The 24,868-nt window shown below is 45.5% G+C and carries 23 protein-coding genes and 1 pseudogene; 11 read left to right on the forward strand and 13 right to left on the reverse strand.

All coding sequences use genetic code 11. The features are described from left to right. Window positions 1–222 precede the first annotated feature (222 nt). Both DYA43_RS21905 and DYA43_RS21910 read right to left on the reverse strand, forming a co-directional pair. Entirely contained in the window at window positions 223–1,503 is a 1,281-nt protein-coding gene (locus DYA43_RS21905) for a carbohydrate porin (RefSeq protein ID WP_061055690.1), read from the reverse strand. Between the two features lie 344 nt (window positions 1,504–1,847). Continuing rightward, on the reverse strand, window positions 1,848–3,188 hold the full coding sequence (locus DYA43_RS21910; protein ID WP_061055691.1) for an MATE family efflux transporter: 1,341 nt from the start codon (window positions 3,186–3,188) through the stop codon (window positions 1,848–1,850). Window positions 3,189–3,394: 206 nt separating this feature from the next. Here DYA43_RS21910 and DYA43_RS21915 point away from each other — a divergent pair, with 206 nt between their 5' ends. Continuing rightward, window positions 3,395–4,279 carry a helix-turn-helix domain-containing protein gene (locus tag DYA43_RS21915; protein WP_061055692.1) on the forward strand — a complete coding sequence of 295 codons (885 nt, stop codon included), beginning with the start codon at window positions 3,395–3,397 and terminating at the stop codon, window positions 4,277–4,279. A gap of 231 nt (window positions 4,280–4,510) precedes the next feature. On the opposite strand, the gene DYA43_RS21920 is transcribed toward DYA43_RS21915, so the two are convergent. Beyond that, the gene (locus DYA43_RS21920; protein ID WP_020328483.1) at window positions 4,511–4,687 is read right to left on the reverse strand and encodes an AlpA family transcriptional regulator; all 177 of its coding nucleotides are present in this window, start codon (window positions 4,685–4,687) and stop codon (window positions 4,511–4,513) included. Between the two features lie 159 nt (window positions 4,688–4,846). On the opposite strand from DYA43_RS21920, the gene radC reads away from it, so the two are divergent. The 6 genes from radC to DYA43_RS21955 all read left to right on the forward strand — a co-directional run bounded on the left by radC (window position 4,847) and on the right by DYA43_RS21955 (window position 8,789). Further along, on the forward strand, window positions 4,847–5,308 hold the full coding sequence (radC, locus tag DYA43_RS21925) for a RadC family protein (protein ID WP_061055693.1): 462 nt from the start codon (window positions 4,847–4,849) through the stop codon (window positions 5,306–5,308). Next, window positions 5,305–5,739, forward strand: a complete 435-nt coding sequence (locus DYA43_RS21930) for a DUF2787 domain-containing protein (protein WP_020328481.1) — start codon at window positions 5,305–5,307, stop codon at window positions 5,737–5,739. Before radC ends, DYA43_RS21930 begins: the two co-directional genes overlap by 4 nt. Window positions 5,740–5,807: 68 nt before the next feature. Next, a complete protein-coding gene (locus tag DYA43_RS21935; protein WP_020328479.1) occupies window positions 5,808–6,257 on the forward strand; it encodes a DUF2787 domain-containing protein in 450 nt (149 codons plus the stop codon). A gap of 497 nt (window positions 6,258–6,754) precedes the next feature. Beyond that, on the forward strand, window positions 6,755–7,453 hold the full coding sequence (locus DYA43_RS21940) for a hypothetical protein (RefSeq protein ID WP_061055694.1): 699 nt from the start codon (window positions 6,755–6,757) through the stop codon (window positions 7,451–7,453). Window positions 7,454–7,744: 291 nt separating this feature from the next. Beyond that, window positions 7,745–8,029 carry a hypothetical protein gene (locus DYA43_RS21950; protein WP_020328477.1) on the forward strand — a complete coding sequence of 95 codons (285 nt, stop codon included), beginning with the start codon at window positions 7,745–7,747 and terminating at the stop codon, window positions 8,027–8,029. A 97-nt stretch (window positions 8,030–8,126) separates the two neighbouring features. Next, window positions 8,127–8,789 carry a YagK/YfjJ domain-containing protein gene (locus DYA43_RS21955; RefSeq protein WP_061055695.1) on the forward strand — a complete coding sequence of 221 codons (663 nt, stop codon included), beginning with the start codon at window positions 8,127–8,129 and terminating at the stop codon, window positions 8,787–8,789. An 84-nt stretch (window positions 8,790–8,873) separates the two neighbouring features. Here the strand turns inward: DYA43_RS21955 and DYA43_RS21960 are convergent, their stop codons facing one another. The 3 genes from DYA43_RS21960 to DYA43_RS21970 all read right to left on the reverse strand — a co-directional run bounded on the left by DYA43_RS21960 (window position 8,874) and on the right by DYA43_RS21970 (window position 11,721). Continuing rightward, a complete protein-coding gene (locus DYA43_RS21960) occupies window positions 8,874–9,302 on the reverse strand; it encodes an RNase H family protein (protein ID WP_061055696.1) in 429 nt (142 codons plus the stop codon). Between the two features lie 115 nt (window positions 9,303–9,417). Beyond that, window positions 9,418–10,071 carry an inovirus Gp2 family protein gene (locus DYA43_RS21965; protein WP_061055697.1) on the reverse strand — a complete coding sequence of 218 codons (654 nt, stop codon included), beginning with the start codon at window positions 10,069–10,071 and terminating at the stop codon, window positions 9,418–9,420. Between the two features lie 213 nt (window positions 10,072–10,284). Next, window positions 10,285–11,721, reverse strand: a complete 1,437-nt coding sequence (locus DYA43_RS21970; protein ID WP_123946147.1) for a hypothetical protein — start codon at window positions 11,719–11,721, stop codon at window positions 10,285–10,287. A gap of 253 nt (window positions 11,722–11,974) precedes the next feature. Between DYA43_RS21970 and DYA43_RS21975 the strand changes: the two genes are divergently transcribed. Then, a complete protein-coding gene (locus tag DYA43_RS21975; protein ID WP_123946149.1) occupies window positions 11,975–12,550 on the forward strand; it encodes a hypothetical protein in 576 nt (191 codons plus the stop codon). A gap of 945 nt (window positions 12,551–13,495) precedes the next feature. Here DYA43_RS21975 and DYA43_RS21985 read toward each other — a convergent pair. The 6 genes from DYA43_RS21985 to hcp-2 form a co-directional block, all read right to left on the reverse strand. Next, window positions 13,496–13,795 (reverse strand): type VI secretion system PAAR protein, encoded by a 300-nt coding sequence (locus tag DYA43_RS21985; protein ID WP_061055701.1) that lies wholly within the window; start codon window positions 13,793–13,795, stop codon window positions 13,496–13,498. An 8-nt stretch (window positions 13,796–13,803) separates the two neighbouring features. Then, window positions 13,804–14,592, reverse strand: coding sequence for a hypothetical protein (locus tag DYA43_RS21990; RefSeq protein ID WP_061056081.1), 789 nt, complete (start codon window positions 14,590–14,592; stop codon window positions 13,804–13,806). A 205-nt stretch (window positions 14,593–14,797) separates the two neighbouring features. Continuing rightward, complete coding sequence (locus DYA43_RS21995; RefSeq protein WP_061055702.1) at window positions 14,798–16,417, reverse strand: hypothetical protein; 1,620 nt, start codon at window positions 16,415–16,417, stop codon at window positions 14,798–14,800. Further along, a complete protein-coding gene (locus tag DYA43_RS22000; RefSeq protein ID WP_061055703.1) occupies window positions 16,407–17,192 on the reverse strand; it encodes a DUF4123 domain-containing protein in 786 nt (261 codons plus the stop codon). The genes DYA43_RS21995 and DYA43_RS22000 overlap by 11 nt, the downstream gene beginning before the upstream one ends. Next, window positions 17,189–19,168: a type VI secretion system tip protein TssI/VgrG gene (gene tssI, locus DYA43_RS22005; RefSeq protein ID WP_115241601.1), complete on the reverse strand. Its 1,980-nt coding sequence runs from the start codon at window positions 19,166–19,168 to the stop codon at window positions 17,189–17,191. The genes DYA43_RS22000 and tssI overlap by 4 nt, the downstream gene beginning before the upstream one ends. A 120-nt stretch (window positions 19,169–19,288) precedes the next feature. Next, window positions 19,289–19,807, reverse strand: a complete 519-nt coding sequence (hcp-2, locus tag DYA43_RS22010; RefSeq protein WP_020432677.1) for a type VI secretion system effector Hcp-2 — start codon at window positions 19,805–19,807, stop codon at window positions 19,289–19,291. 328 nt (window positions 19,808–20,135) lie between these two features. Here hcp-2 and DYA43_RS22015 point away from each other — a divergent pair. Continuing rightward, a pseudogene (locus DYA43_RS22015) lies at window positions 20,136–20,377 on the forward strand (phage integrase central domain-containing protein); the annotation flags it as partial. 607 nt (window positions 20,378–20,984) lie between these two features. After that, the gene (gene ylqF, locus DYA43_RS22020) at window positions 20,985–21,929 is read left to right on the forward strand and encodes a ribosome biogenesis GTPase YlqF (RefSeq protein WP_020328473.1); all 945 of its coding nucleotides are present in this window, start codon (window positions 20,985–20,987) and stop codon (window positions 21,927–21,929) included. A 57-nt stretch (window positions 21,930–21,986) separates the two neighbouring features. Here ylqF and DYA43_RS22025 read toward each other — a convergent pair whose 3' ends face one another. Then, the gene (locus tag DYA43_RS22025; protein ID WP_061055704.1) at window positions 21,987–22,976 is read right to left on the reverse strand and encodes a CobW family GTP-binding protein; all 990 of its coding nucleotides are present in this window, start codon (window positions 22,974–22,976) and stop codon (window positions 21,987–21,989) included. A gap of 460 nt (window positions 22,977–23,436) precedes the next feature. On the opposite strand from DYA43_RS22025, the gene clcA reads away from it, so the two are divergent. Continuing rightward, window positions 23,437–24,834, forward strand: coding sequence for a H(+)/Cl(-) exchange transporter ClcA (clcA, locus tag DYA43_RS22030; RefSeq protein ID WP_020328471.1), 1,398 nt, complete (start codon window positions 23,437–23,439; stop codon window positions 24,832–24,834). Window positions 24,835–24,868: the final 34 nt, after the last annotated feature.

Consider the following 24,868-nt stretch of genomic DNA (forward strand, 5'->3'; position numbering starts at 1 on the left):
TAATTGCGATAACGCACACACAACCAAGATAGAGACGAGAAACTAACGATTGAAAGGGCATACTCCACCTACTAATAAACAATTCACTACATGCTGTTCTTTGCAAGATAAAAAATGGGCACACATTGGTGCCCAAAGTTGGAGTTAAATTGGTTGGTAAACCAAGCCCCAATAATCTGCCTTTGGGGCTAAAACATAGATAGACAGTAAACTATGAGTGGATTACCACCATGCTTCGAACATTGCACCTACTGCAACGGTATCGACAGTTGTTGAAGTAGAAGAACCTGCTTCAGTCGTTTCAACATCACCCACAGTGGTGTAGAAACGTAGCATTGGACGGCTCCAAGGTAGGCCACCAAGTGAAACGTTTTGAGAGAGTGTTAGTTTCCAACCATTCACTTCTTTGCCGTCATCCCAATCTTCCATCGCATAACCCGCTTCTAGCCAAGTTGAATGCACTTCATCCCATTGATACTGAGGACGAATGATACCTGCGTATTCGTTCTTCTCATCGGCGTCAGTACCAGCAATATTTTTGTATGACACTAAGTAATCAATGATGAATTGATCCGATGCTTTAGCGTTACCTTCCAAACTCGCATATACCACTTGTTTGTCGCCCGCTAGATCAAATGTAGAATCATCAGCACCGTCAGCGTATTTCATAACCAATTTATTTGAACTACCAAGAGATAGTACGGCGCCAACCTGCCACGCTGTTTCTTTGGATTTTTCAGCGCCAGCTTGGTCAGAGGCGAAGCCATAGTTGGCATATAGATCTAGAGTGCCAAATCCTGCATTAATACCATGAAGTTTTGACGTGATCGCGTAGACACCAGTATCGTTGTTCAAGCTCCCCCCATCAGAGTCGACTTTTCCTACAAACCCCATATCCAACTTAATACCACCAAGGTTTAAGTTATTGAAGCCTGCACCTTGACCGTCATGGGTTAGTAAAAAGTAGTCATTCAGGCCTTGTTGTAAACGACCGTGGAAATCGCGCCCTGCCCACATGTAAAGCTCAGGCTGACTTTCAAATACGTTAGTCACACCAGCGTAGGCTTTTTTCAAGCTCACACCACCATCAGAACCCCAGTCACGATGAGCCCACTCGTCGAACATCACAACTACATCCCATTTAGCACCATTATCAGCTTGGAATATTTTACCCAACTGAAACTCACCACCGTTTGATTCGTTACCTAGGCGTCCCAGTGATTTACCGGTACTACCTACTACCACATAACGGCTGTCGCTATCTGAATAATGTGCGCCGTAGCGAGCATAACCAGAGAAGATAATTCCTTGAGGTACTTTTGTATCTGGCGTCAATACAGCTTGTTGTTGATCATTTACATAATCAATTTCAACAACCTTAGCTTCCAGCTCTTGAATACGCTTCTCTAAAGCTGAAATATCGGTATCTGCCGCGAACACAGAGGCAGAGGATAAAATAGATGCCACAGCAAAAGTTATTGGTAAAACTTTAAAGTTCTTCATGTTATTTCCCTATTAGATTTAGGTTTGTTCTAATTCAGGAAAATAATAAGTAATGAAAGGTTTGAAAATATTTGCCGACTTCACACCCGCACATCGAAATAATTAACATGAAACAGTCGTGAAGAATTTTAGATAGGGATATTAAATGGAATTCAATTAGTTAAGAATGAATTTCCTAGTTCACCAACAATGAAATCGCTTTCATTTCATGAGGTTTAGCGAATTTAGTCACGAAAAATTCGTGCTCTTTGTGCTTAAAAAACAAACTGCCCGTGAAAAGTTTCAATATTATGAAAACTTTCACGGGCAACTTTCTTCCACCGTTATATGAAAACAGCTTTATGTTACAGAAGTTTGAACCTGACCCAAGATGATGAACGCCATCTCACCAACATAATGATGCCACGCACCCATTCATCTAAAGCTATCGCCAACCAAGCACCAATGACCCCAAAGCCCCAATGAATGCCTAAAAGGTAAGAGAAACACACACCGACACCCCACATGCACAGTATGCCTATTTGTACTGGGAAACGAACATCCCCTGTCCCTTTCAAAGCAGAGATAAAAACAAGGTTAAACACCCGTCCTGCTTCAAGAATGATCGACCCCATCATTAATGTCCCTGTGAGATACAAGATCTCCGGTTGATGAGTAAACAGAGGCAATATCGAATCTCTAAGCAAATAAATAGAGCTGGCAGCAGAAATAGAGACAACAAAACTCACCAAGAAATAGATCTGCACCCGCTTAAGAATACTCTCTATCCAGCCTTTGCCTATGTAGTAACCCGTCTGAATCTGGGTTGCTTGACCTATCGCTAAAGCGAAGGCAAACGAGAAACGCGCGATATTTTGCGCATAGGTAAAAGCAGCAAGCGAAGCGGTTCCCATTTGCACAACAAAGTAGACAATTGCAATCTGTGCCATGTTATAGGACAACACTTCACCCGCATTCATTCCGCCTATTTTAAGAATTTTTTTGTATACCCCAGCAGGAACGTTCTTTAATGAGCCCATCGGCAATGAAATAGGACTGTATTTCAATATAAAGCCGAGAGTCACCGTTCCAACAATCTGACTCACAACCGTCGCTATCGCCACACCTTCAACCCCATAAACAGGCAACCCGAACGGTTGATAAAGCGCTATATAGTTACCAACCACATTCAGCAAACCACTGACCATGTTCACCACCATAGGTGAGCGAGAATAGCCATAACTGCGCAGAATGGTGGTAAAGACGATACCGATCGTCACGTTAAAAGTCATTGCGCCGCTGATGATAAGATATTCTTGGGCATAAAGTTCAACTTGAGGTTCGAGACCATAAAAAGAAATAAGATGCACAGCACCCAGCACCGCGGCAATACTCAGCAGAAAACCGACAACGACGGAAAGCGCAATACTGGCTACGCCCACATTAGTCGCATCTTGAGTTCGCTCCGCTCCATTGTATTGAGCAATAAGAATGCCGGTGCCGCTGCTGACAAATGTAGAAACAATGATCAGGAAAAAGGTTAGCTGAGTGATGACCCCAACCGCTGAAACCGCTTTATCTGAATAACCAGAAAGCATAAATACATCACTGGTACCGAGTGCGGTCCTCAGCAAAATTTCCACCAATATTGGCCACGTTAAAGCAACAATAGACATACGTTGATGAAATTTTTCATTTTTGGGCATTATTTTGACCTTAAAAGGGATAGTAACGCTGTCCCAGAGTGGGCTAACAGGGTGTCATCACTGGCTAGATAAAAGAGTGGTTAATTCTATATTTTTGCCCGAACGGGATATGCAAGTATGGGTTTGATATTTTTTGGCGTTTAAGTCTATGATAGGCAACAGGCAAATTCTACCAAAAACGCGACCAATAAAAGGAAAATAACGACATGGAGACCACTTATCATCTAAAACACCATCAGCGGTACCCACACCTGAAGTTTGCTTATCTGGATTGTCATCACTACCATGATTTTGGCTTACACAGTCATGATTACTCTGAACTGTTTTTAGTGATCAGTGGTAAAGGCAACCACTTAGTATCGTCGCACATTTACCCGCTCAATCCCGGAGATATATTCGTAATAAACGGGGATATTGAACATGCTTTTCAGGATGTCGATAAGCTAAGAATCATTAACTTAATGTTTGAAGCCGATGCCCCACTTTTTGAGACACCTTCACTCAGAAGGCTCTCTGGTTATCAAGCGATGTTCAAAGTTGAGCCGGTTGCGCGTCAAACCAGTAAGTACCGCTCACAGCTAACCTTAAACGTCGAACAGTTTTCTATCGTTGAACAGCTCATTCAGACAATCGGGCAAGAATATGACCGAGCTGAGAACGGTTTTGAGACCATGCTGACCAGTTTAATGCAGCAACTGGCGGTTACCCTGGCGCGAATGTACCAACAACAAACGCAAGACCTTCCTCAAACCACCATGGCTTTAGGCAGAGCGCTTATATTTATTGAACAAAATTTTACCGACAGCAATATGCATAGTCACGATATCGCCCAAGCCGCATTTATTAGCCAGCGACAGCTCGAAAGGTTGTTTAAACAGTTTCTCAATACATCGCCGAATCAGTATTTAAGAGAGATGCAGCTCAAGTACGCGCACACCTTACTGACCAATGACAACCCGATGCCGATTCAGCAAGTGGCAGAGCAATCCGGTTTTAGCGACAGTAATTATTTTTCCAAATGCTTTAAGAAAAAATTCACCTTAAGCCCACGCCAATTTATAGACAGGAAAAAGCCTAAACTGGATCTATAGATGGCACCGAAAGTTTCTATCAGGGAGTGGACACGTTAAAGTTCATTATTTAAGCTACCAGTGTTGTTATCAACACGATCATCAACTATGGTAATCATAGCTTTTGTAAGCTCTGCAATATAGAAGGGCGGCGATGAAAATCATGGACAGTTTCCGAGATAAGAATATTGGACTTTCTGAATTTTAGAACTAGTCCTTGTATTGCTTTACACCTCAGACCAAATTATTTCACTATCGCGCCAACACACAACCAGACATCCATTCATCCACTTCGCTTTCTAACCAAGCCACTGCCCTGTCACCCAAGCTCACTGATTGCGGAAACTCTCCGTCATTCATCTTTCGGTAAATCGCTGAACGGCTCAGTGCTGTCTTTTCCATCACTTCTTTTAGCTTTAAAAATCTCATGGGACGTTCTCCTATGTCTGTGGTCCTCATGGGATAAAGCGCTGGCGTAAAAAAAGACGGTGATGTGTGAAGCCTTGGCGCGCCAAGGCTTAATCAAAAATTTTTCAGGTCTATGTCATTGATGTGTATCCCATTAATGAACCTCACTCGGAGCCTGATATGACCGATTACACAAAAGAGCAGCGCTATCAAGAAAACCAGATTCTTGAACATGCCGCTGAGATACTTGCCCACCGTTACGTGCGCGGTGATGCGCTCACCAATCCAGATGCCACTAAGGAGCACATCCGTTGTAAACTGGGGGCCTATGAGCGGGAGGTGTTTGCCTTACTGCTACTGGATAACCAAAACCGACTGATTGAGTTTAAAGAGCTGTTTCACGGCACCATTGATGCGGCCAGTGTCTATCCGCGTGAAGTGGTAAAAGTGGTATTAGAAGCAAATGCCGCGGCGGTAATATTGGCTCACAATCACCCATCCGGGGATTCAACGCCGTCACAAGCCGACAGACGTATAACCGAAAGGCTCAAAGACGCTTTAACGCTGGTGGATGTACGAGTGCTGGACCACATTGTGGTGGGGAAAGACAGTGTCTCTTTTGCTGAAAGGGGCTGGTTATGATTGAGCTCCATTCTGGTGATATACATCTTGCTCCTTCTCTGCACGCTGCCTTAGAGAAATTGTTGCGCCTCTATTCCATACCCGATACGGCGGAGCGTATTGTGCTTAACGGTCGCCAAACGGCTTACTACTCACATCGACAAGGACTGCACCCCATTGAAGTGCAATTTAAACGTGAATCCCCATCCAAAGCCTGGCAGGTCGTGTGCATGACCAGTTTTTCCTATCCCGAAGAAAGCAGTATCCTGGTTGAACCTGAACTCTATTTCCATCTGCTCAATCGCTGGTGCTATCAGCCCAATGCGGGGGCGGCCGATTTATCTCACCCTGAGGTACTTGAACTGCTCATGGTGTGGATGAACGCTTTGGCTCGTCATCTTTCACGCAACGTGTTTGATGAGCTGGAGCTCTCTGTGGTGCGTCAGTTTTAGTTCAGCACCGGTTGATCTCTCTTTCCCTTTTCTTTTTCGACTTCATCCTGACCTAAGGAGGTCTTGCTATGTCTTCATTAACTTTCACATCTTCTCTCTTACCGATTTCAGACAAACTGCATGCCCTACTGAGTGAGCAACTCACCAAACAGTTAGTCAATGATGACACCGGCACTCTCGCGGCCAGTCGTGACCTGGTATTCAACTTTCGCGATAAAAGCTATAGCGCTGAAGACGGTGGGTTTCATCCGGTTGAGATTGCAATTTGCCACACCGCGAGTGGCGATTGGAGCATTGAGTACATCACCGATTTTGCCTACATCGGAAATTACTACCCCGAGCTTGAACGAAGCTTAGATTTTGATTTTCGTGTCGGTGAGTTCTTTGTCGCTCATCGAGGTTGGTTACCCATGCAAGGCCGCCGAGATGCCAAAGAGCTGTACCAGTTATGGGAAAGTAACTTTCTGGCTTACGTCGATATGGACGCCTTTGATGACCTCTCTGTCACACCTTGTTGACCAGGAGTGTCGACACGCCTTCGTTACCAGTCATCCCTCACAGGTCGAACGCCACTAAGCATATTTATATTAATTATCAACAACTTACAACAACCTACAAACCATTTACATTATCATTCACCCTTTCCCTTTAACCCGCAGTGCGTTGTCGCACGCAAACCTCGAGAGTCACCCCATGACCATAAAATCCAATGTCAAGGCACATCTGATACGTGCCTGTTGTCACGCCGTCTTTCTAGGCGGCCGGTACCTCAATCACCACTATCAACGCCTCCATCGTGAAGCCTCAGAGCGGAGTGACCACGACTTGTTTGACTGGGTTGAGGCGAATCCCCCTCATCACCTTAAGTACTGGGTCGCCGCAGCAGAGCTACTGAAACGGGGGTACACCGTCTCCAATATTCGCCTGTCAGGTTGATGGCGTACACCTGCGGCATCTGATGTCGCACCCCACTCTAGCATGGTGCCTATTCTGCTTTCTCAACGGAGTCAAAGGCATGGCCCCGAACAAAACCACGACCGTCGACCAATTGTTGATTGTTCTTGAGCTCTATCATCGCATTCCGATAGGTCGAAAAATCACGGCAAGTGAGTTGCACCAACAATTGCGCGATGTGGGGATACATCGTGATATCCGAACCGTTCAACGTAATCTCGAATTGGTCGTCAAGTTTTTCGATGTCGACAAAGATGACCGAGACAAACCGTATGGTTACCGAAGACGCTTAGGCTCACGAGTCCCACCAAGCCCAAGAGCATCAATATTGCTGGAAACGGCGTTTGCTCACCTAAAAGCGGTGCTACCTGAAACGTATCATGCCGCCATCGATGACACCCAGCCACACTGGTTGCCCCCTTTTAACCCGCGTCCCAAAGTGGACATTCGTTATCCCAGACCTCGGACTATCCCGTCAGGCTACGATGCGAGCGTCTTTGAAAAGGTTTGCCTGGCCCTTTATTACCAGAGAGCCATACGTCTGGTCCTCAACGACAACACCGACCTCCCTGTGGTTCACCCTTTGGGACTCATCTTGGAGGACGATGAGTTGCTGTTGGTTTACCAATACCAAGGCACGCGATGTACGGTGTCTCTCCCTGAGATAGACGCCATCCACGTCAGTACCTATACCTTCGACTATCCGGACAACTTCTCCTTAACGGAAGTCGTGACTGACCCCGCCCAAAAATCTTCATGAACATGATGCTTATCCATCCGGCACCTCATGTCGCACCCGTGAGTATGCTCTCTGTGTTTCAACTTTTGGCTTATTGGTCTCCTATGAGTCAAACCAAAGCGTTGACGCCTCGCAGAGCAAAACAAGGCAGGTCCTTTGTTAACTCCAGCCTGCCAAGAGAAGGCAGACTCACGGTTTTGCTCAATGTGGCGACCTTCGCCGCGGGCTTAACTCTCGTGTCAGGGGAAAGGTGAACACCTTTCCCCTGTTTTGGTTTCACACCCCGACTTTGACTCAACTGAGGAGTTCATTATGAACCTAAATACATCCCTATTTTCACTGGCTTTCGCTTTCTCAAGCACGGTATTCGCCCATCCTGTCATTGACAGTTTGTCGGTCGAGCTCATTAAAAAGAACGTCTCTTCGGAGATTATCGAGCAACGTATTGAGCAGTGGCATCGCGCAGAGCTCAACCAAATTGACACCAAAGCTTCGGTCATCTCTGACCGAGCACCAATCGAAGAGCGCCGCGCCATGGTCGAGCGCCAAATAGAGCAAACGTATCGCGCTCTCAAAGCGCAGTTTGATATTCAATAACCTCTCAAAAGCCAGGTGGATGCGCCTGGCTTTTTTTGCCCTTTTTTTTTAACGGCCTTTCTCTTGTTATGACCCCACTCAATACAAGGTGCATCACATGGCTAAGAAATCCAAACCCTATCACGTCTATGTCGGACGAACCTTCCACCATCTACCGTTGGAGTACGACCCGCAAGGGTTGTTGTACGAAGCGTTAGGCTTACTGCACAAAGCCGTACAATCCACACTCTCTGCAGAAGGTAAAACCAGTATCGTGCGGTATGAGCTGACGATACCCACGGATTACGCGCACTCTATTGCTGACACCATGAAATTATTTGGCGAAAAACTCAAAGCCACGGTTGATGAAGACTTGAGCGCTAAGAAAACACGATTAAGTCGCACCCCATTTGTGCATACGATGACCATCATGTGGTCCCAACAACCCACTTTGATTGTTCATCGCCGAGTGGATGTGGCGATACTGATGAACGCCGAAGCGTTTGAACGCTTCACTTTTGACTTTAAAAAAGGGGGCCAGGAAATGCGGGCCGCCGTGAAACGTTGCTGGGAAGAGGCACTCGCGTCGCACTGTGACCATCAACCCACAGTCAGTCTGCATACTCCTTTGAACTCGTACCACACATTGGACACCTCTTGGCGTGACCACACCGATAGATTGCGTGTGGCCTTTTTTTGTCTCAGCAAAATGGCCCGCATGACTCATCGCGTGCGAGACCGAGTCCAAATTCGAACAACATTTGGAGGGCTGCGAGTATAATCCCTTTCCTTAAACACTCCCAATCCGTTAGGATAAGTCGTTAGAGGTCATACCTTCACCTCTAGCGACTATACCATTTCCACCTTACTCAGCTTCCGTCCACAGCCCTTTGGCGAGTTGGTAAGCAAAATCCAGTTCCGGTGATGAGCGGCGCTTACACACATCAACCAACTTGCGACTGCGCTCTTCATCCACCTGTTGCCAGAGCTGACGATTCGCTACTGGCTTCTTATCTGACTTACGCCAGCCTCTTCTCTTCCAATCATCCAACCATTCGTTATACCCACGTACACAGAATTCACTGCTGCTGTAGATGACATCGCCATCGATGGCGTAGCGTAAACCTTCAATGCAAGCGATAAGCTCCAACTCAGCGCTGTCGGTGGGCCTATCGATAAGCAGTCTGTGGCTGCCAGACAATGTCTGCGTATCATCGTATACCGCAATACCGATAGCGCCTTGGTCTTTATAAACCGATACGCCGATGTAAATAGAACAGCGAGCTTGAGTCATGAGATGTACCTTCTTCATTTAATGAGTCACAGGATTGCGCCTCTTCAACAGATAAGTTCTCATGGTAAAAAAAGAAGGTACCGATACATTACGCTGAGATATTCAATAAGAGGGATTATCGTAGAGAATAGCCAAAGCGACGGCGTCTATCTCCACTCTTTTTGGTATCGGTTTTTGCAAAATAACTGAGACGTTTAAATACCTGATTAAACATATCATCGAAGTTATTGGCTTTACGATCTAACCAATAACGACAATTGTCTGGAAAATGCGCCAATCCTCCACCTTCATCAATATCTAAATCGAGCGCACTGCACCATGCTCTTTTAATCCGATAAGCTAGATTGTCAGTATTAACTAGACTCCCCAAATAAGCGTAGACATCTTTGTTCAAAAATAGAGCCACATGGTAATGGTCATTAATCGATAGTTTATTTTCTCTGGCCCATAGATAACGAATTTTGCAATCCGCCACTCGCTTGCCATGTTTTCGTCTTCTTTTTATATCTGCATCAATTTGAGAAGATAAGGAGCCAATAAAACGTTTCATCACTTGGTCAACGTCATATTTAATCGAATATGGAAATTTAAGGTCAACTCGAATAACTGTGGTCCTTGGATAGTCACTGATTGCTTTATCCATCACATCATCAATTCTATCTAAGTACTCTTTGAACATCTCTAAGGTTTTATTACATTTACCCTTACAAAGTTCTCTTCCCAAGTAAGTCGATTTAACAATAGTTGTAAGGTGTTTGGGTTGTTTCATTCTCTATACCTCTTAGTTATCTAGGTATAGGAAAGTGATGAGACGGTTAAATAATACAATATATACTACTAATACCGTATTCATTTCGGCTTAGGCTTTGCATTTACTAGGCTTTCAAATGTCATCTGAGCCCTACGTGATATAAAGTTTTGCCCTCTGAAATCCAAAACCAGACAAACACGGTGACATTACTACTCTTGGACTACTCTGACATTAAGAGCCATCAAGCCATGATTCCTGCACAGTATAGGTGTAATTTAAATTCGCCTTATCATCATGATTAATATATTGAACATTTCTTCTAATGAAGGCTTCTGAAGGCGTAATTTTCTGACTGACAATGTCTATTCCGTAATGCTTTTCACCTACAGAGAAAGATAACCAGATATTACAAGAAGGATACCCTCCCTTTTCCACGTTATAGTGTTCGAAGCCATACAACAAAACACTCGCAGATTTCAAGTGAGTAAAATCGTCTCGTAGCTGAATCATTTTGGCTAAAGATTTCGCCAAGCTTATCGATAAGTTAAGTAAAAATTTTTGCCAAAATCTCCAAGTAACATCAAGAGCGTTTAGGTCTTCATGTCCACTTAAGAACTTCTGGGTGAAGATAGCTTTTTCCGACAAGACACTCTGAAATCGTTCATCGTGCTCAATGTTAGAGAACAACGGAGTGGAGTCTTGTATCAAATTACCCCAATAGTTACTCAAGATAAATGCCGTCAAGATTTCAACTTTAGTCAATATTGCAGAAGTAAGATAAATCCCCCTAACAAAAGGCACACCATCAAGTTTCGTTAAGTCAAATCCATCGACACAATACATCCCACGTTCAGAGTCTTTAAACTTTTCTTTAACGAACTGATCCAGAAAAATCTTTTTCAGAACAAAGAACGATAGTTTAAACGGTAATTCAAAATCGAATTCATAACGTAACGAGCACTCTTTCATTCTTTTATACGTCAAATACTGATCAGGAACCTCATAAGTTAAGGTACTAACGTTTTTTAATACGGCACCATCAACTCTAGGTACTAATGCTAAACTTTTAGCTATTAACCCAAGATCGATTAGATAGCGTTTGCTGAACTTGCCAAAATAGGTCGAAGAAACACCTCCATGGGCCTCTTTTTTTATAAAACCGATACTTCTTAACGTTTCAATCTGGGTTTTTAAGCGGCTTTCGCTGATATCTCCCATCAAATAACGAAGTTTACTTTCAGAAAGCAACAACGATGCTCTGTTTTCATGAAAGATGTTCTGTTGGACAAGACCAAACTCATCGGAGTGAAGGACAAAAATCGCCATTAAGAGCAGATTGGAAGGTCTCAACTTGGTTTTTAAGGATTTTTCTAGCTTTTCTCGATCATCTTTGGCATCCCTAGAAAAAAAACCATAAAGTGCCACTCGAATATACTCAGGTTCGTTTCCCTGTAACTTCGATATGTATCTATCCCTAAAAATACACGAGCGCTTACCGTGCCTGTCTCTTTCAATTTCACAAATATTGTTTAACTCTAAGTATCCTATCACCTCACGAACAACTTTATGGCTCACACCAAAGTCTGAACGCAATCGAGCAACGGACATATCAGTTGTTCGCTGCGCCTGATCGTTTCCCTCTTCCAGTTGTGCAAATAGAACTGCCAACAGTAAGTACCTTCCCTCTGGAGACAGGCCCTTTATACCTGACAAATACCTTACTAACCTCATAAACGAATCAACCCTAAATACCCTATCTAATATTTAATTCAGCACTTAATTTAAAACAAGTTTTATCACAGTTTAAAGTAATTTAAAATTAAGTTTGTAATGAAGTACCAAACAAGGTTATAACTTATTTATTTTAGAATGATTCAATATAGGGCATGACATTATGAGCAACAAGTTGCTTAAGGATAGAATGAAATGGTTTAATCCAGAAAATGAAGAAATGGCGGAATGGTTGAGAAGTTATGCCAAACGCCATGATTGGATCGGTAACTATTCAAGAAAGGAAGAGGATAACAATAATATAATTAAATATGAATCTAACGTAGAATTCGCGAGAAACTTTCTCGGCAGCTGGACAAACAAATATTCGATAAATGATGATGACAAGTACAAAGTCAATTTGCTGAAAAGCGCATGGAGAAGCCATACAAAACGAGAACAGACATCTACATTTTTGCTTACAAAAAATGCACAGAAAGCTCTCAGTTACCTATCTAAACGATTAGATATGCCTAAAGCTAAAATCGTAAATGCTCTTCTAGTCGAAGCAATACATAAGATCAAAAAGAACAAAAACAAGAAGTTTGAAGCATATCTTCAAACTCCTAATTTTGAAAAAGAAACAACTAGTGTAGAAAAACTATTCACAGCGCTTACCAACATTGATGAAATGAGAATTGAACTAGATATATTGAAAGAGGAATGCGCTAGACTTCAAAAGGAAAATGAAGAGCTGATATCTCAAAAAAAACATTCTAATATTTAAAGAATTTTATTTTAGCAACCAATATAAAAATTAAACAATAACAACTTATTAAAAATAAAATAATTAAAACACAAGATCAACTTACGCTAGCTCTCAGGACGTCTTTTTTCTTACCTGCAATAAAAAATCTGTGAGTTAGAGTTTCACGGTGCCTCAAGACGTTCACCACATCTTTGACTTTTAGTGAATAGCCACCGACTTGATAGACACCGCTTAGCCAAAATTGCACTCATCTCCAAGGTATTCATGGTTATCCACTGCCGTTATTTCCTTGGGTAGTTGAACCCTATTGATCATACGACTATCAGGCATGGCGTTTGATTAAGAGTCAAATCATCACGGAGTAGAGAGGCTAGTATCCCTTTGAGGCGAGTCTCTTCAGACGCCCCAACCTATACACTAGAAGTGATTTGCGTCTATATCGGGCGAGGCATTAAAACAATCATCCAGATGAGCCCCAAAGACAGAGAGCACGATACTATGCCAATAAACAAATGAACGTAGACGGAGAAGAAAGTCTTCTCCCTCGCTTGCTCAGGACATTCAATCGGAACACGCAAGACAACCTCATCTCCGACATTTCGCCCTGAAAGCCGAAGGGCATTCGACCCGTACCCCACTAGTGTTTCCGTTCGGTAGACTGTTTCCTCCCACGTATACTCAATGATCGGTGTGTAATAGTACTCTCGATCAGTGATTGACTCTCCAGCCTGCTCGTATCTAACGGACTCCTCAAATTCGACGATGATCCCCGTCGTTTCTCCATACCGCCAAGACAGCTCCTCTCTAAATCGACGAACTGCCCCAAACCCAGTGAGTCCGATCGCAATGGCAAACCAGAGCGCGATAATAAGTCCACCTTGTTCATTAAAAATGATCGCCGACACAATCGAGAGAGGCATAGAAAGTAAAAATAAGGAAACGAGTATGTTTTTTATCACTTTACTACCCAATCATCACATCCGAAGATGCGGAGGCTATAGCGCCCCCGCAATCAATGGCATCACCTAAGCGAGCCGCTGGCTTCCCATCGATAAACACACCCGATGAGCCGCCAGACACCGCTCTGGGATGATTCCCGTGAGGCGTTTTGTCACAGGGACAACCATGGTCTTGCAACGGGTCTCCTTGTCGAATCGCCGGTTGGTAATTAATCATGACACCTGAACTCCCTGCCGTTATGGGCGTTGGCGGAAAACAATCATGTTCAGAGCCGATGTCACCCAATCTTGCTGCACCTGGCATAGTGCCTCCTATCGAGAAACGACAACCCGGCCGTCGATCATTGAAAAATAAGGCGTTGGAGATGTCACCAAGTCATTTTTGGTTGAACCAATACGCAATGGCGAATGACCACGCTTATCTTTCAACCGCACAAGGCGTCCATCCATGCGCGATTCGAGTGTATATTCGCTCCAGTCTCTACGAGGTCTGACAGCGGCGTCATCCCATTCCTTAAATGTAGGCTCAAATGCAACGCCTTTATAAAACTCATCAGCCGATGAGAAATATCCATCCGCTTTCGCGTGCTCTCGCATCGACAGAGAATACGCCATCTTCAGTCCTTCGAAATCACGCGCTTCCATTAACTTGATGAGGTCTGTATACGCACGATACAACAGCTTCATTTGCTCTGGGTTGTCCTCACGAATCGGTGTCGCATCCACCCAACGCCAACGAGGAACGGTTTTGATGTTAAAGGAGCGAGAAAACTGGGTTGTATAGCCGATAACAGTGCCATCCATATTTTCTAGTGGTGTTTGATGATTAGCTGGGTAAGTGGGGGACGTTTTCGCTGTCGGCTTTCCCTCGTCGACAGTGATGTGCAGTGACGATAGTTCCACCTTCTTGCCATCGGGGAATGCCCCGAATAGCGTCATTTCGCATTGGTCACTGTCCTTGTAGGTGTAATCGTCATCATAGACACCAATTGGCGCAACAGAGATATCCAGGCTATTTTCACCCGGTTGCAAGTAGGCGGTCGGATTAAAGCCCGACGAGAACGTACCGCTGCTCGTTTTCAAATTGTCCAACATCTGCATTTTATTAAACAAGCCCAGGCAATACACCGTTTCCGCTTGGATGTTCGTGGTGTAAATCACATCGGGTTTCTGGTCTTCGTTCTCTATTTGGATGTCCACGGTGGACATGCGTTCTCTGGCACTCATTAATTCGTTATCTCCTGAACATGCTGCCAATACGACAAGGCATGCTGCAATAAAGGTCTTCTTCATTCTTTCCTCTTTTTTATCCGATGACCGTAACCCGGTAAGGCGACGCCTGTTTCGTTTGCGCATCAACCCATTGCCATTTTTGTTTTTTGACATTGGTTTCGGATTTTGCCTTGTTTTTATTTTCTAAGCCGCCCCAACCAGAATCTCCGTTCGATGACTCTTCTTCCTTCCCTTTGTTCCAAGTGAAAGAGTTATCAATCGTAACCTCGGCCCAGATGCCGTCATGGAAAAACACCAGCTCAACCTGAGCATTCTTGTCTTTCGTCTCAGTGGTTAATGCCAGTAGCCCTTCAGCTTTAATGCGACTTTTCAGCTTAAACGCCCCTACCATGATCCACACATTGGCTCCAGCCCGGACGTTCAGGTTGCCTGTGATAGGAACTTTAGCGGTACTCTCAAAGCGATACATGGGGTCTTGTCTGCCAGCATAGTGAATCTGACCTTCAGCATTCAATGTGGCACTCAGCAGGATGTCAAACTCAGCCCCTGCATACGCGCCTTTCCCACCCGCCTCCACTTTTTTCTCAAGCTCAGCCGCTTTCTCCCGCATGATCTTGATGATGTCGCCCGCCTTAAAGTATTTCGCAGCAGCCATCAGCATATCGAGCTTCATTTCAATGCCGATAATCGGTGCTAACTTTATCGTCACGTCCCCTGACACGCCCAATCCATTATCTATCATTTCAAGGCGTTGTTCTCCCTCAATGCTGAGAGATGGCGGCAGGATTTGGTAGTCAAAAGCTTTGATTTCGTCTTTTCCCTTTCCGGGCTCATCGGTGTAAATGCCCGACTGAATCTGCTCTACGATGCCACTCGCCGCCCGGATGAGGTTCATCTGTTTCTTAATCTTATCAAACTCTGCGGTCAGCTCTCGTTTGCTCGGTTTCCCCGGAATGTTAGAGTCCGTGTGCTCGTACCCCAACCCATATTGCGTTTCCTGACTGCCTTCATGAATGATGAGACTGCCCGAAATAGCAAAACCTTTCTGGATGTCTTCGGTAGGAATACTCAAGCTATCCAGTTGCGCGGCACTTTCTTTGTGCTGATAGGCCTGATAGCGTTCTTTATCTGAGATGGATTTACGAACCCGCTTTCCCGCTAGCGTCAGCTTCGACTTGATGGTGACGGTCGGATAAACATCAACAAAACTATCCGCTGGGCTAACACCCAGTAAATAAGACACTGGCGGAGATAACCACACCGTTGTTGGTTGCTGTGGTTTTCCTGCGCATTGAGTCAGGCAAATTTGATAGCGGGTACTGGGTACTCTAGTGGTTTTCTTCTCCGACAACAGATTTTGAATTGCACCCAGCAGATCCATCCTCTGACTGGGTTCTGGATTGTAAGTTAACACGTGCTGTTGGCAGGCTGTTGCGGACAATGCCTCAGAAAATTTTTTATGATCAGTAATATAGCCAGATGGGCAGGTTGATAGATCGCTACAGCAATCTCCAACCACCGACACAGAAATAGTGGCACCTTTACCCTTATCCACAACCCCTATGTCCCGGCGATTAAATTTTCCACCTTTGTATTGCATGCTGCCCGCTTCACTGTCCACCTGGTAGCTGGTTAAACACGGTAGTGCCTGATTGCAATGACACGATTCGCCAGGTAAATGCTTACAAGACATGTTGACTCCTTACTTGATGCAGCAGGCTGTTGACACGAAAATCCGATGAAAGGTCCGTTTGAGACAAGGATACTTGCCAGTCACTAGGGAAGAGTGCCCAGCTCATTACATTCTGCTCCTGGCATAATGCCGCAATACGTTTTATCGACTCAGGCTGAGCGATATCCCACTCGATGAGTTGATTGACTAACTGAGCACTGAACTCTGCAGAGTCATCGTTAAGCACCAAAGCGACATCGGCAATTAAGTTGAGACGACATCTATCGAGCACTGCATCATATTGACCTTGTGATATCGGAAACGGACTATAAATCTCATAGCCAAAGGGACGATACGGCGCTAATTGCTCGAATCCTGACTGTTCCTGCTGAGGAAAAAACGTTCTCACTGACTGTATTGGTCCGAGAAAGTGATTCAGTCGCAGTGGGTCGAATGCATTCAACAACGACCACAATATTCGCGGATCATAAAAGCGTAAAAACAAACGTTGAGAGTTTTCCTCAACGACCACATCCAACAATCTTCTCAAGTGCGCCCGCAGACTTTTCGGCGCCTCATCTGACTCAAAAATGAATCCCCAAGGCATCGCTTTGGGTTTGAGCCAATCGACCAGTTCAGCGTTAACACGGACTAGGTATGGTGCCACACGAGCAAATTCATCATCCACAGGCTCTGGGAAAAGACACCAACACTCGCACTCAAAACGGTCACAGACGGCTAATACATCCGGCTCGATGGCTCGATCAACGACAGCAAAAGTCTGGGACATCTTCATGACTTCGCTCCCGGGCAGTTGGCGACAAATGCACTGCCATTGGCTGCAGCAGTTTCTAAAACGTCAGGGCAGGTGGGCAGCGCAAGAGATCCCGGAGCCCCGCCGGATTTGATCAGTATTTTTGCTCCATCAATGGCAACGCCACTGCTGTCTATCACGACAAAACTCCCCCCGACTTGAAGGGTGATTTTATTTCCACTTTTGATCGTGATATCCCCATTAGCGTTGATACCGACAGCTCCCGCTATCTTTTTCGCCCAATCGCCTTGAACAGACTCATGCTCATCCCCTTGAATCTGGCAGAGATAGTCTCCCACCGTTGTCTGTTGCTGTTTCCCCTCCACTTTCAGTGAACGGTCTTGCGCAATCGTTCGCTGTTCATTGTGACCAATACTGACCACATGGTCGTAATTGACGCGAGTATCTGCGGAGTTTTCAACTTCAACTTGCAAGTTCTTTTGTGCTCGCAGATAAACCAGCTCTTGGTCTGCCTGATCGTCAAAGCTGAGTTCGTTGTATCCTTCTCCCTGATGGGTCTGGCTTCTGAGTACCGTTTTGGTCTTATGCTCAGGCAGAGCGTAAGCCGATTTGTTCGTTGCGTGATACGTGCGCCCGGTAATGATCGGCTGGTCTGGATCTCCGTTGAGGAAAGAGACAATCACCTCATGCCCAATACGTGGGATTGCCATCCCCCCGTATTGGTTGCCCGCCCATCCTTGTGAAACGCGCACCCAACATGAACTATGTTCATCCTGTTGACTGTCGCGATCCCAATGAAAATGCACCTTTACCCGCCCATGCTCATCGCAGAAGATTTCCTCGCCTTTTGGGCCGACCACCGTGGCGATCATGGGGCCATCAACTCTGGGGGACGATTCGGGTTCAGCCTTCCAGTGTTGATGGCCAGGAATGGCACACCACTGGTTTGAGTAAGTCGTCGCACCTTGTCCAGCTTCTTCTTCCAAAGCCTGTGGCTGCTCACCTTGATGGTTGACCGAGACCAATAACCAGTCTCGGTTGAAAGCTGAGTCCAAGTGATCACACAGCGTAAACTTGTAGCCAGCACGAAGTAGTGGCTCGTTACTCTGACCAGAAGCCACCTGAGATTCACGTCGTAGGTAGTTAATGCGGGCCCGAGTGAAGGCGCTACCATTAACATCATCCTTGTAACGCCCTGGCGCGTCGAAATGCGCATATCTTGCTTGCTGGTAGTCCATATCCGTTCCCTGAACGGCCTGACTGAACGAATAAGCTGGCTTCTTGAAGCTGTAGTCTTTTAATTGGACCTCACTGACTGCGGCCTCAGACTGATAGCGAAAACCTTTAATGTATGGTGTATCAACGGCGCCACCAGCCATCGCGTTGTAAGGTACCGGCTCGGTCAATGATGGATGCAGCGCGCTTGAATCACTAAAGGCAATAGTGTGCTTACCTTCTTCATGAACAAAACTGTAAACAATACCCTCTTCAGCGGCCAAACGATGAAGAAAGGCCAGATCTGTTTCACGGTACTGAACACAAAATTCACGCTGCGCGCAGTCTCGCTCTAAAGAAAAGGCGTAGTCCTGTATCCCCATTTCCTGCAGCAGAGTGGAAATGATCTCGGGGACTGTTTTGTATTGGAAAATACGGCTGTTATGACGAAGGGAAAGACGCTCAAGCGCGGGAACGAGAATCAATGAATAAAGAGTAAAATGATGACCAGTATCACCCTGAACAAAAGATCTGGCAACGCCGTGTACTCGTTGAACCAGCTTTTGGTCACGGTACATTCTGAGCTCTACATTTCTGTCGACTATCTGCTCCGCGGTGAGATTGGATTGGCGGCTTGCCAAGTCAATATGATAGCAAAAGCCGTAGCACGGACGATGATGAAAAGTACTGGAGGACAAGAATTCCTGCCCATCAAACTTTGTGACCACAAGGGCATCATCGCTCAGCCCTTCAACATGAATGGTGTACGCCAATGTCGCCATGGCGCTCCTCCTTTCTCAGATAAAAGACAAAAACCTTAAACACAAATCACCCGTCGGGATAACTTGGGATTAAGGTTTCAGGTGCTCACAGGATGATGAGCACCGAAATCACAGGAAGGCTTACGCTTCGATTGGTTTACGCCAATCATCTGAGCCTGAAGTACCCGCGTTCACGTGATCCCACGTGATTTTGCGGTAAGACATAGAGACCGTCAGGTTCTGAGTGAAATCAGATTTTGCTGGATCTTGGCAGTGCGGCATTTCACATTGGATATCGACGATAGACGCGTTTTCCAGCTTAGTCGTGAAGAAGTTTTCTTGTTTGCCTTCGATAGACGTGCGGTACCATTTCAGTTCAACGTTGGTCATCTTCTCGCCTGACGCCAGTGCGTTGTACAGCAGAGGAACGGCTTTGTTCAGAGAAACAGTGAACTTGAATGGTTTGTGAACACGCTGACCAGATGGTTGACCCGATTGTGGATCAGTAGGAACAGTCACTGTGTGATCGAATTGCTGAACCAGCATCTCGTCTTCGTGACCTTCAACGAATGAATCGCCGATAGAATCCGCAGTGCAGGCACCAGCGGTGATTAGGCCCTGAGTTTGACCTTCGATAGAGATATAACATGGAGTTGGCATCGTTTTTCCTTTAGTAAGTAAAGATATTCAACCAACTACTACAAGAAGAATGCCAAACTAGAAACCAAGCAAAATTCAGAAGACTGAAACAAAATATAGTCTTAAGGCACAAAAAACTTCCCACTATCAAGCAATAACTTGCCAGCCGGGCAACTTGTTGCTTGCGACGCATCGAAAAGTCAGATAAATGTCATCAACGATAGATCGCTAAAAACACTTAAGTATTTAAAGCATTTTATTTTAGTAACCATCTTAGTAACCAAATCAAAAAAACCGAAATAAAACATTAAAATTCAATTAATTACTAATCAAAATCAACTTAACGCCAGTCATAGAACTTCTTAAGCCAATTGAGACCAAAGGTAGCTTGGAAACAGTTAAGCGACTAGTTCAAAGACTAAATGAGGTGATGAACTATGCTGCTATCTGTGGCCTAGTCCAAGCCAACCCACCGACTGGTATTCGTGCTGCTTTAAAAAAGCCCAAAAAAGAAAATATGGCCGCATTGTCACCGACAGAGCCCCCAGAGCTCATGCCAGTATAAAGCGTACCACTCGTTGTTTAATTGAGTAGCCACTACAAACCAACTTGGTAGACACCTTTTAGTTAAACAAAATGACTAACAGAGAGATGCTTATTAGCCGCAAAAGATACCCAGAAGAATTTAAAATTGAAGTGGTAAAACAGATCACGGAAAAATTCATAGTGTGGCTGATGCCCCAACTTCTTAGGGACAACTACCGAAGCATGAGTCGTCGAGGCAATTCTTGGGATAATAAACCCTATGGAGAGACTATTTAGACGCCTAAGAACTGAACGGGTACGAGCAACAGGTTACTTGAACCAAACTCAAACGAAGAAAGATGTCAGCTATTATTTGATGAACTACTATAATCGGCAATGGTTTCATCAAGAAAATGATGAGCTGCCGCCAGTCAATACCGAAAATCGACTTGAATCTGTGTCCGGAATTTGTTGACCATAGATGAAGTCGTCAAACGGGCTTACCCTAATGTGAAGATTCCCGCATTATGATAAAAATGCTAAAATGAAACCCATCAAGCTGTAGTGATCGAGTTTTGTTAAAAATGGTCACACACAAAATCAATAAATTGATTTGGTACCCCACTCGATACCCCACCAGGCACAAAGAAAACATTTAAGGCAATAAATTCAAATGGTTAACAATAATATCCAATGGTTTCCAGGCCACATGCACAAAGCGCGCAAGGAGATCGAAGAAGCGATTCCTCAGGTTGATGTGATCATCGAAGTGCTCGATGCGCGTATCCCTTTCAGCAGCGAAAACCCCATGATTTCTCAACTGCGTGGTGAAAAGCCCGTGGTAAAAGTGCTGAACAAGCGCGACCTTGCCGATCCGGAATTGACCCAGCTTTGGATTGAGCATCTGGAAAAAGAAAAGGGTGTAAAAGCGATGGCCATCACCACGTCGAACACTCAAGAAGTGCACAAGATTCTTGAGCTGTGCCGTAAACTGGCTCCGCACCGTGAAGAGATTGGTAAAAACATTCGCACCATGATCATGGGCATTCCTAACGTGGGTAAATCGACCATCATCAATACGCTCGCTGGCCGCGTCATCGCGCAAACGGGCAACCAACCGGCGGTCACTCGTCGTCAGCAGCGCATCAATCTGCAAAACGGAATTGTGTTGTCAGACACTCCGGGAATCCTGTGGCCAAAAGTTGAAAACCCGCACAGTGGCTTTCGCTTAGCCGCGACGGGCGCAGTGAAAGATACAGCGATGGAATACGATGAAGTGGCGTTCTATACGGTGGAGTATCTGGCAGCACACTACCCAGAGAAGCTGAAAGAGCGTTACCAAATCGAAGAGACGCCAGAATCCGATGTTGAATGGATGGAAGCGATTGGCCGTAAACGTGGTGCCCTGCGCGCTGGTGCGCGTGTTGACTTACACAAAGCGTCTGAAATTCTGCTGCACGAACTTCGTCAGGGTATTATCGGTCAAATCACTCTGGAATTGCCTGAGATGATCACTCAAGAGCTGATCGAAGTGGAAATCGCAGAAGCCCGTAAAGCTGAAGAGAAAGCCAAAATCAAAGAAGAGCGTCGCAAGCGTTACCTACGCAACAAACGCTGACTTGTTGAATAGAAAAAGGGCGATGCGATATCGCCCTTTTTGTTACCTGATTTTTATTTACGGCTTTTCGATACCAGCAAGCTGCAGCAAAATATCTTCCAACTGAGCCCACGGCATCAGTTGCGAATCGATGACTTCGATGCGGGATTCAAAACCTTCCAGGCTCATTTCATTCACGGAAACTACGCCATTGGCCACATTAAAGGCATAACAGCCGCGTTCCGTATTCACCACAGCTTTGACGCGTTCTGCCGTTAATTCGCTGAATAGTGAGAACAAACCATCAAATGGGAATCGGTATTCCGCACCAAACAACCAACCACAACTAAAGTAGCCCTGACCTTTGTTTTCACGACGCAGGAACGGTTGTTTTGGATCGAGCTGGAATTGGGGTTCCATGGCCGCATGATGATGGTGATGTTCTTCAACACGATGTGATGCGCCGTTTTCCAAACGTTCAATATCCAGCACTTCCAACGGCAGATGACCTTGAGTCACCAACTTGTGAAACACTTTGGCAGGCGTTTGAACCGTCACCCAGTCGTTAAATGCATCGATATCGTCAGCAGTACACTCATCCACTTTATTCCCGATGATCACATCAGCACTGGCTAATTGGTCATTGAAGTTCTGATTGGTGGTGTATTTCTCATCACGCAGATTACGTGGGTCAACCAGCGCGATGGTGGCTTTCAAATCGACGTGATCTTGATACTGAACAGAAGTCAGTGTGGCAATGACCTGTTTCGGATGACCAAGGCCGGTCGGTTCAATGATTAAACGATCCGGCTTTTGACGCAACAATGCATTGATACCAACCGACATCGGTACACCAGCGGTACAACACATGCAGCCGCCAGGTACTTCTTTAATCAACGCACCATGCTCCGACATCATCGCGCCATCGATACCGATTTCGCCGAATTCATTGACCAGTAACGCCCATTTTTCATGCTGCGGTTTATTCTTGAGAAGATTGAGAATCGTTGTGGTTTTACCCACGCCGAGGAAGCCCGTAATGATATTGGTAGGAACTTTAGTTGTCATTGAGTCACTCCTTTTGCAGGAGTATACCGAGGAAAACGTACTAGAGTACACCCCGGAATTTCAAGGGGCATTAACAGCAAAAGGCGCACTACCCAGAGCGCGCCTCGTTCCTCGTAACTCAATCGTGAGTCTGCGAGTCGGAATATCTATAGATGCAATCCGACCATGTACGAGGGTATTTGATTTGAAATATGTTTGAATCCATCCAAATTGTCTGTAAGGCCCTCATATCCTCCATAAGAAATGTTCAAATCTGCCTTACAACTTAACTATGGTTCATTTTGCTCAGAAAACAAGTTTTGATAGTAAGTTTTTAACGCCGATCCCGAATTCGCCAGAACATTCCATAAATCAATCATATGTGAAATTCAATATTGCAACTTTGAAGCTATAGTTGGATGATGTGCAGGGTATAATTCTAGGCCATCCCCCGTATATCAACACTTGAGGCCCTTTTTAAATGTCTAAGAGAGAGAAATTTAAACACAGTTTACTTGCCAAAGTTCCCAAAGACGCCATCAACCAATTTCTCTCCAAAGATAAAACCCCGGTTTCCGTTCTGCTTCTGTCCCTTATTGTTGGCATTCTGGCCGGCCTTGTGGGCACTTATTTCGAACACGCGGTGCGTCTGGTTTCAGAAACCCGCACTGAGTGGCTGAAAAGTGAAATCGGCAGCATGTTACCTTTGTGGTTAGCGGCATTTATTATCAGTGCAGCCCTCGCCTTTATCGGCTATTTTCTTGTCCATCGGTTTGCCCCTGAAGCAGCCGGTTCAGGTATTCCTGAGATTGAAGGCGCGATGGATGGCATGCGCCCGGTTCGTTGGTGGCGAGTGCTGCCAGTAAAATTCTTCGGTGGTATGGGCGCGCTGGGTTCGGGTATGGTGCTTGGTCGTGAAGGCCCCACCGTTCAAATGGGCGGTGCCATCGGCCGAATGGTGACGGACATCTTCCGCATCAAAAATGATGACACCCGACATTCACTTCTTGCCTCCGGTGCTGCAGGCGGTTTGTCTGCCGCCTTTAACGCTCCGTTAGCCGGAATCATGTTTGTGATCGAGGAGATGCGCCCCCAGTTTCGCTACACCCTAATTTCTGTGCGCGCTGTGATTATCTCATCGGTTGCTGCCAATATTGTTTTCCGTATGGTTAACAGCCAGGAAGCGGTGATTACCATGCCGCAGTATCAGGCACCAAGCCTGCCAACACTGGGACTGTTCTTATTGCTGGGTATGCTGTTTGGCGTGTTCGGCGTCCTGTTCAATCATTTGGTCACCGTGGCCCAGGATATTTTCGTTAAGATCCATCGCAATGATCGTAAACGTTATCTGATCACTGGTTCTTTGCTGGGTGGCTGTTTTGGTTTAACCCTGCTCTACATTCCTGAGCTGACTGGTGGCGGTATTTCGTTAATTCCAACCATCACCAATGGTGGATACAGCGCTAACATTTTGCTGTTGCTGTTTGTCGGCCGCGTGCTGACCACGCTGCTCTGTTTTGGCTCGGGAGCCCCTGGCGGTATTTTCGCACCGATGCTGGCACTGGGTACTCTGTTTGGTTACGCATTTGGCCTCATCGCGAAAAGCCTGCTGCCAGAAATGGATATCGAACCTGGCATGTTTGCGATTGCAGGCATGGGGGCATTATTTGCAGCCACGGTACGGGCTCCAATTACAGGCATTCTGCTGGTCATTGAAATGACCAACAACTATTACCTCATTCTGCCACTGATCATCACCAGCCTTGGCGCCGTGGTGTTTGCGCAGATGTTTGGTGGTCAGCCGATCTACAGTCAGTTGCTACATCGAACGCTGAAAAACGAAAAACTTCGTCAACAGGATCTGCCGCAGCAGGAGTAGTTTTGTTTATCAATTTGTGACTGTAACACGCAGA

It is taken from the genome of Vibrio fluvialis, from assembly GCF_900460245.1.
Classification (GTDB): Bacteria; Pseudomonadota; Gammaproteobacteria; order Enterobacterales; family Vibrionaceae; genus Vibrio; species Vibrio fluvialis.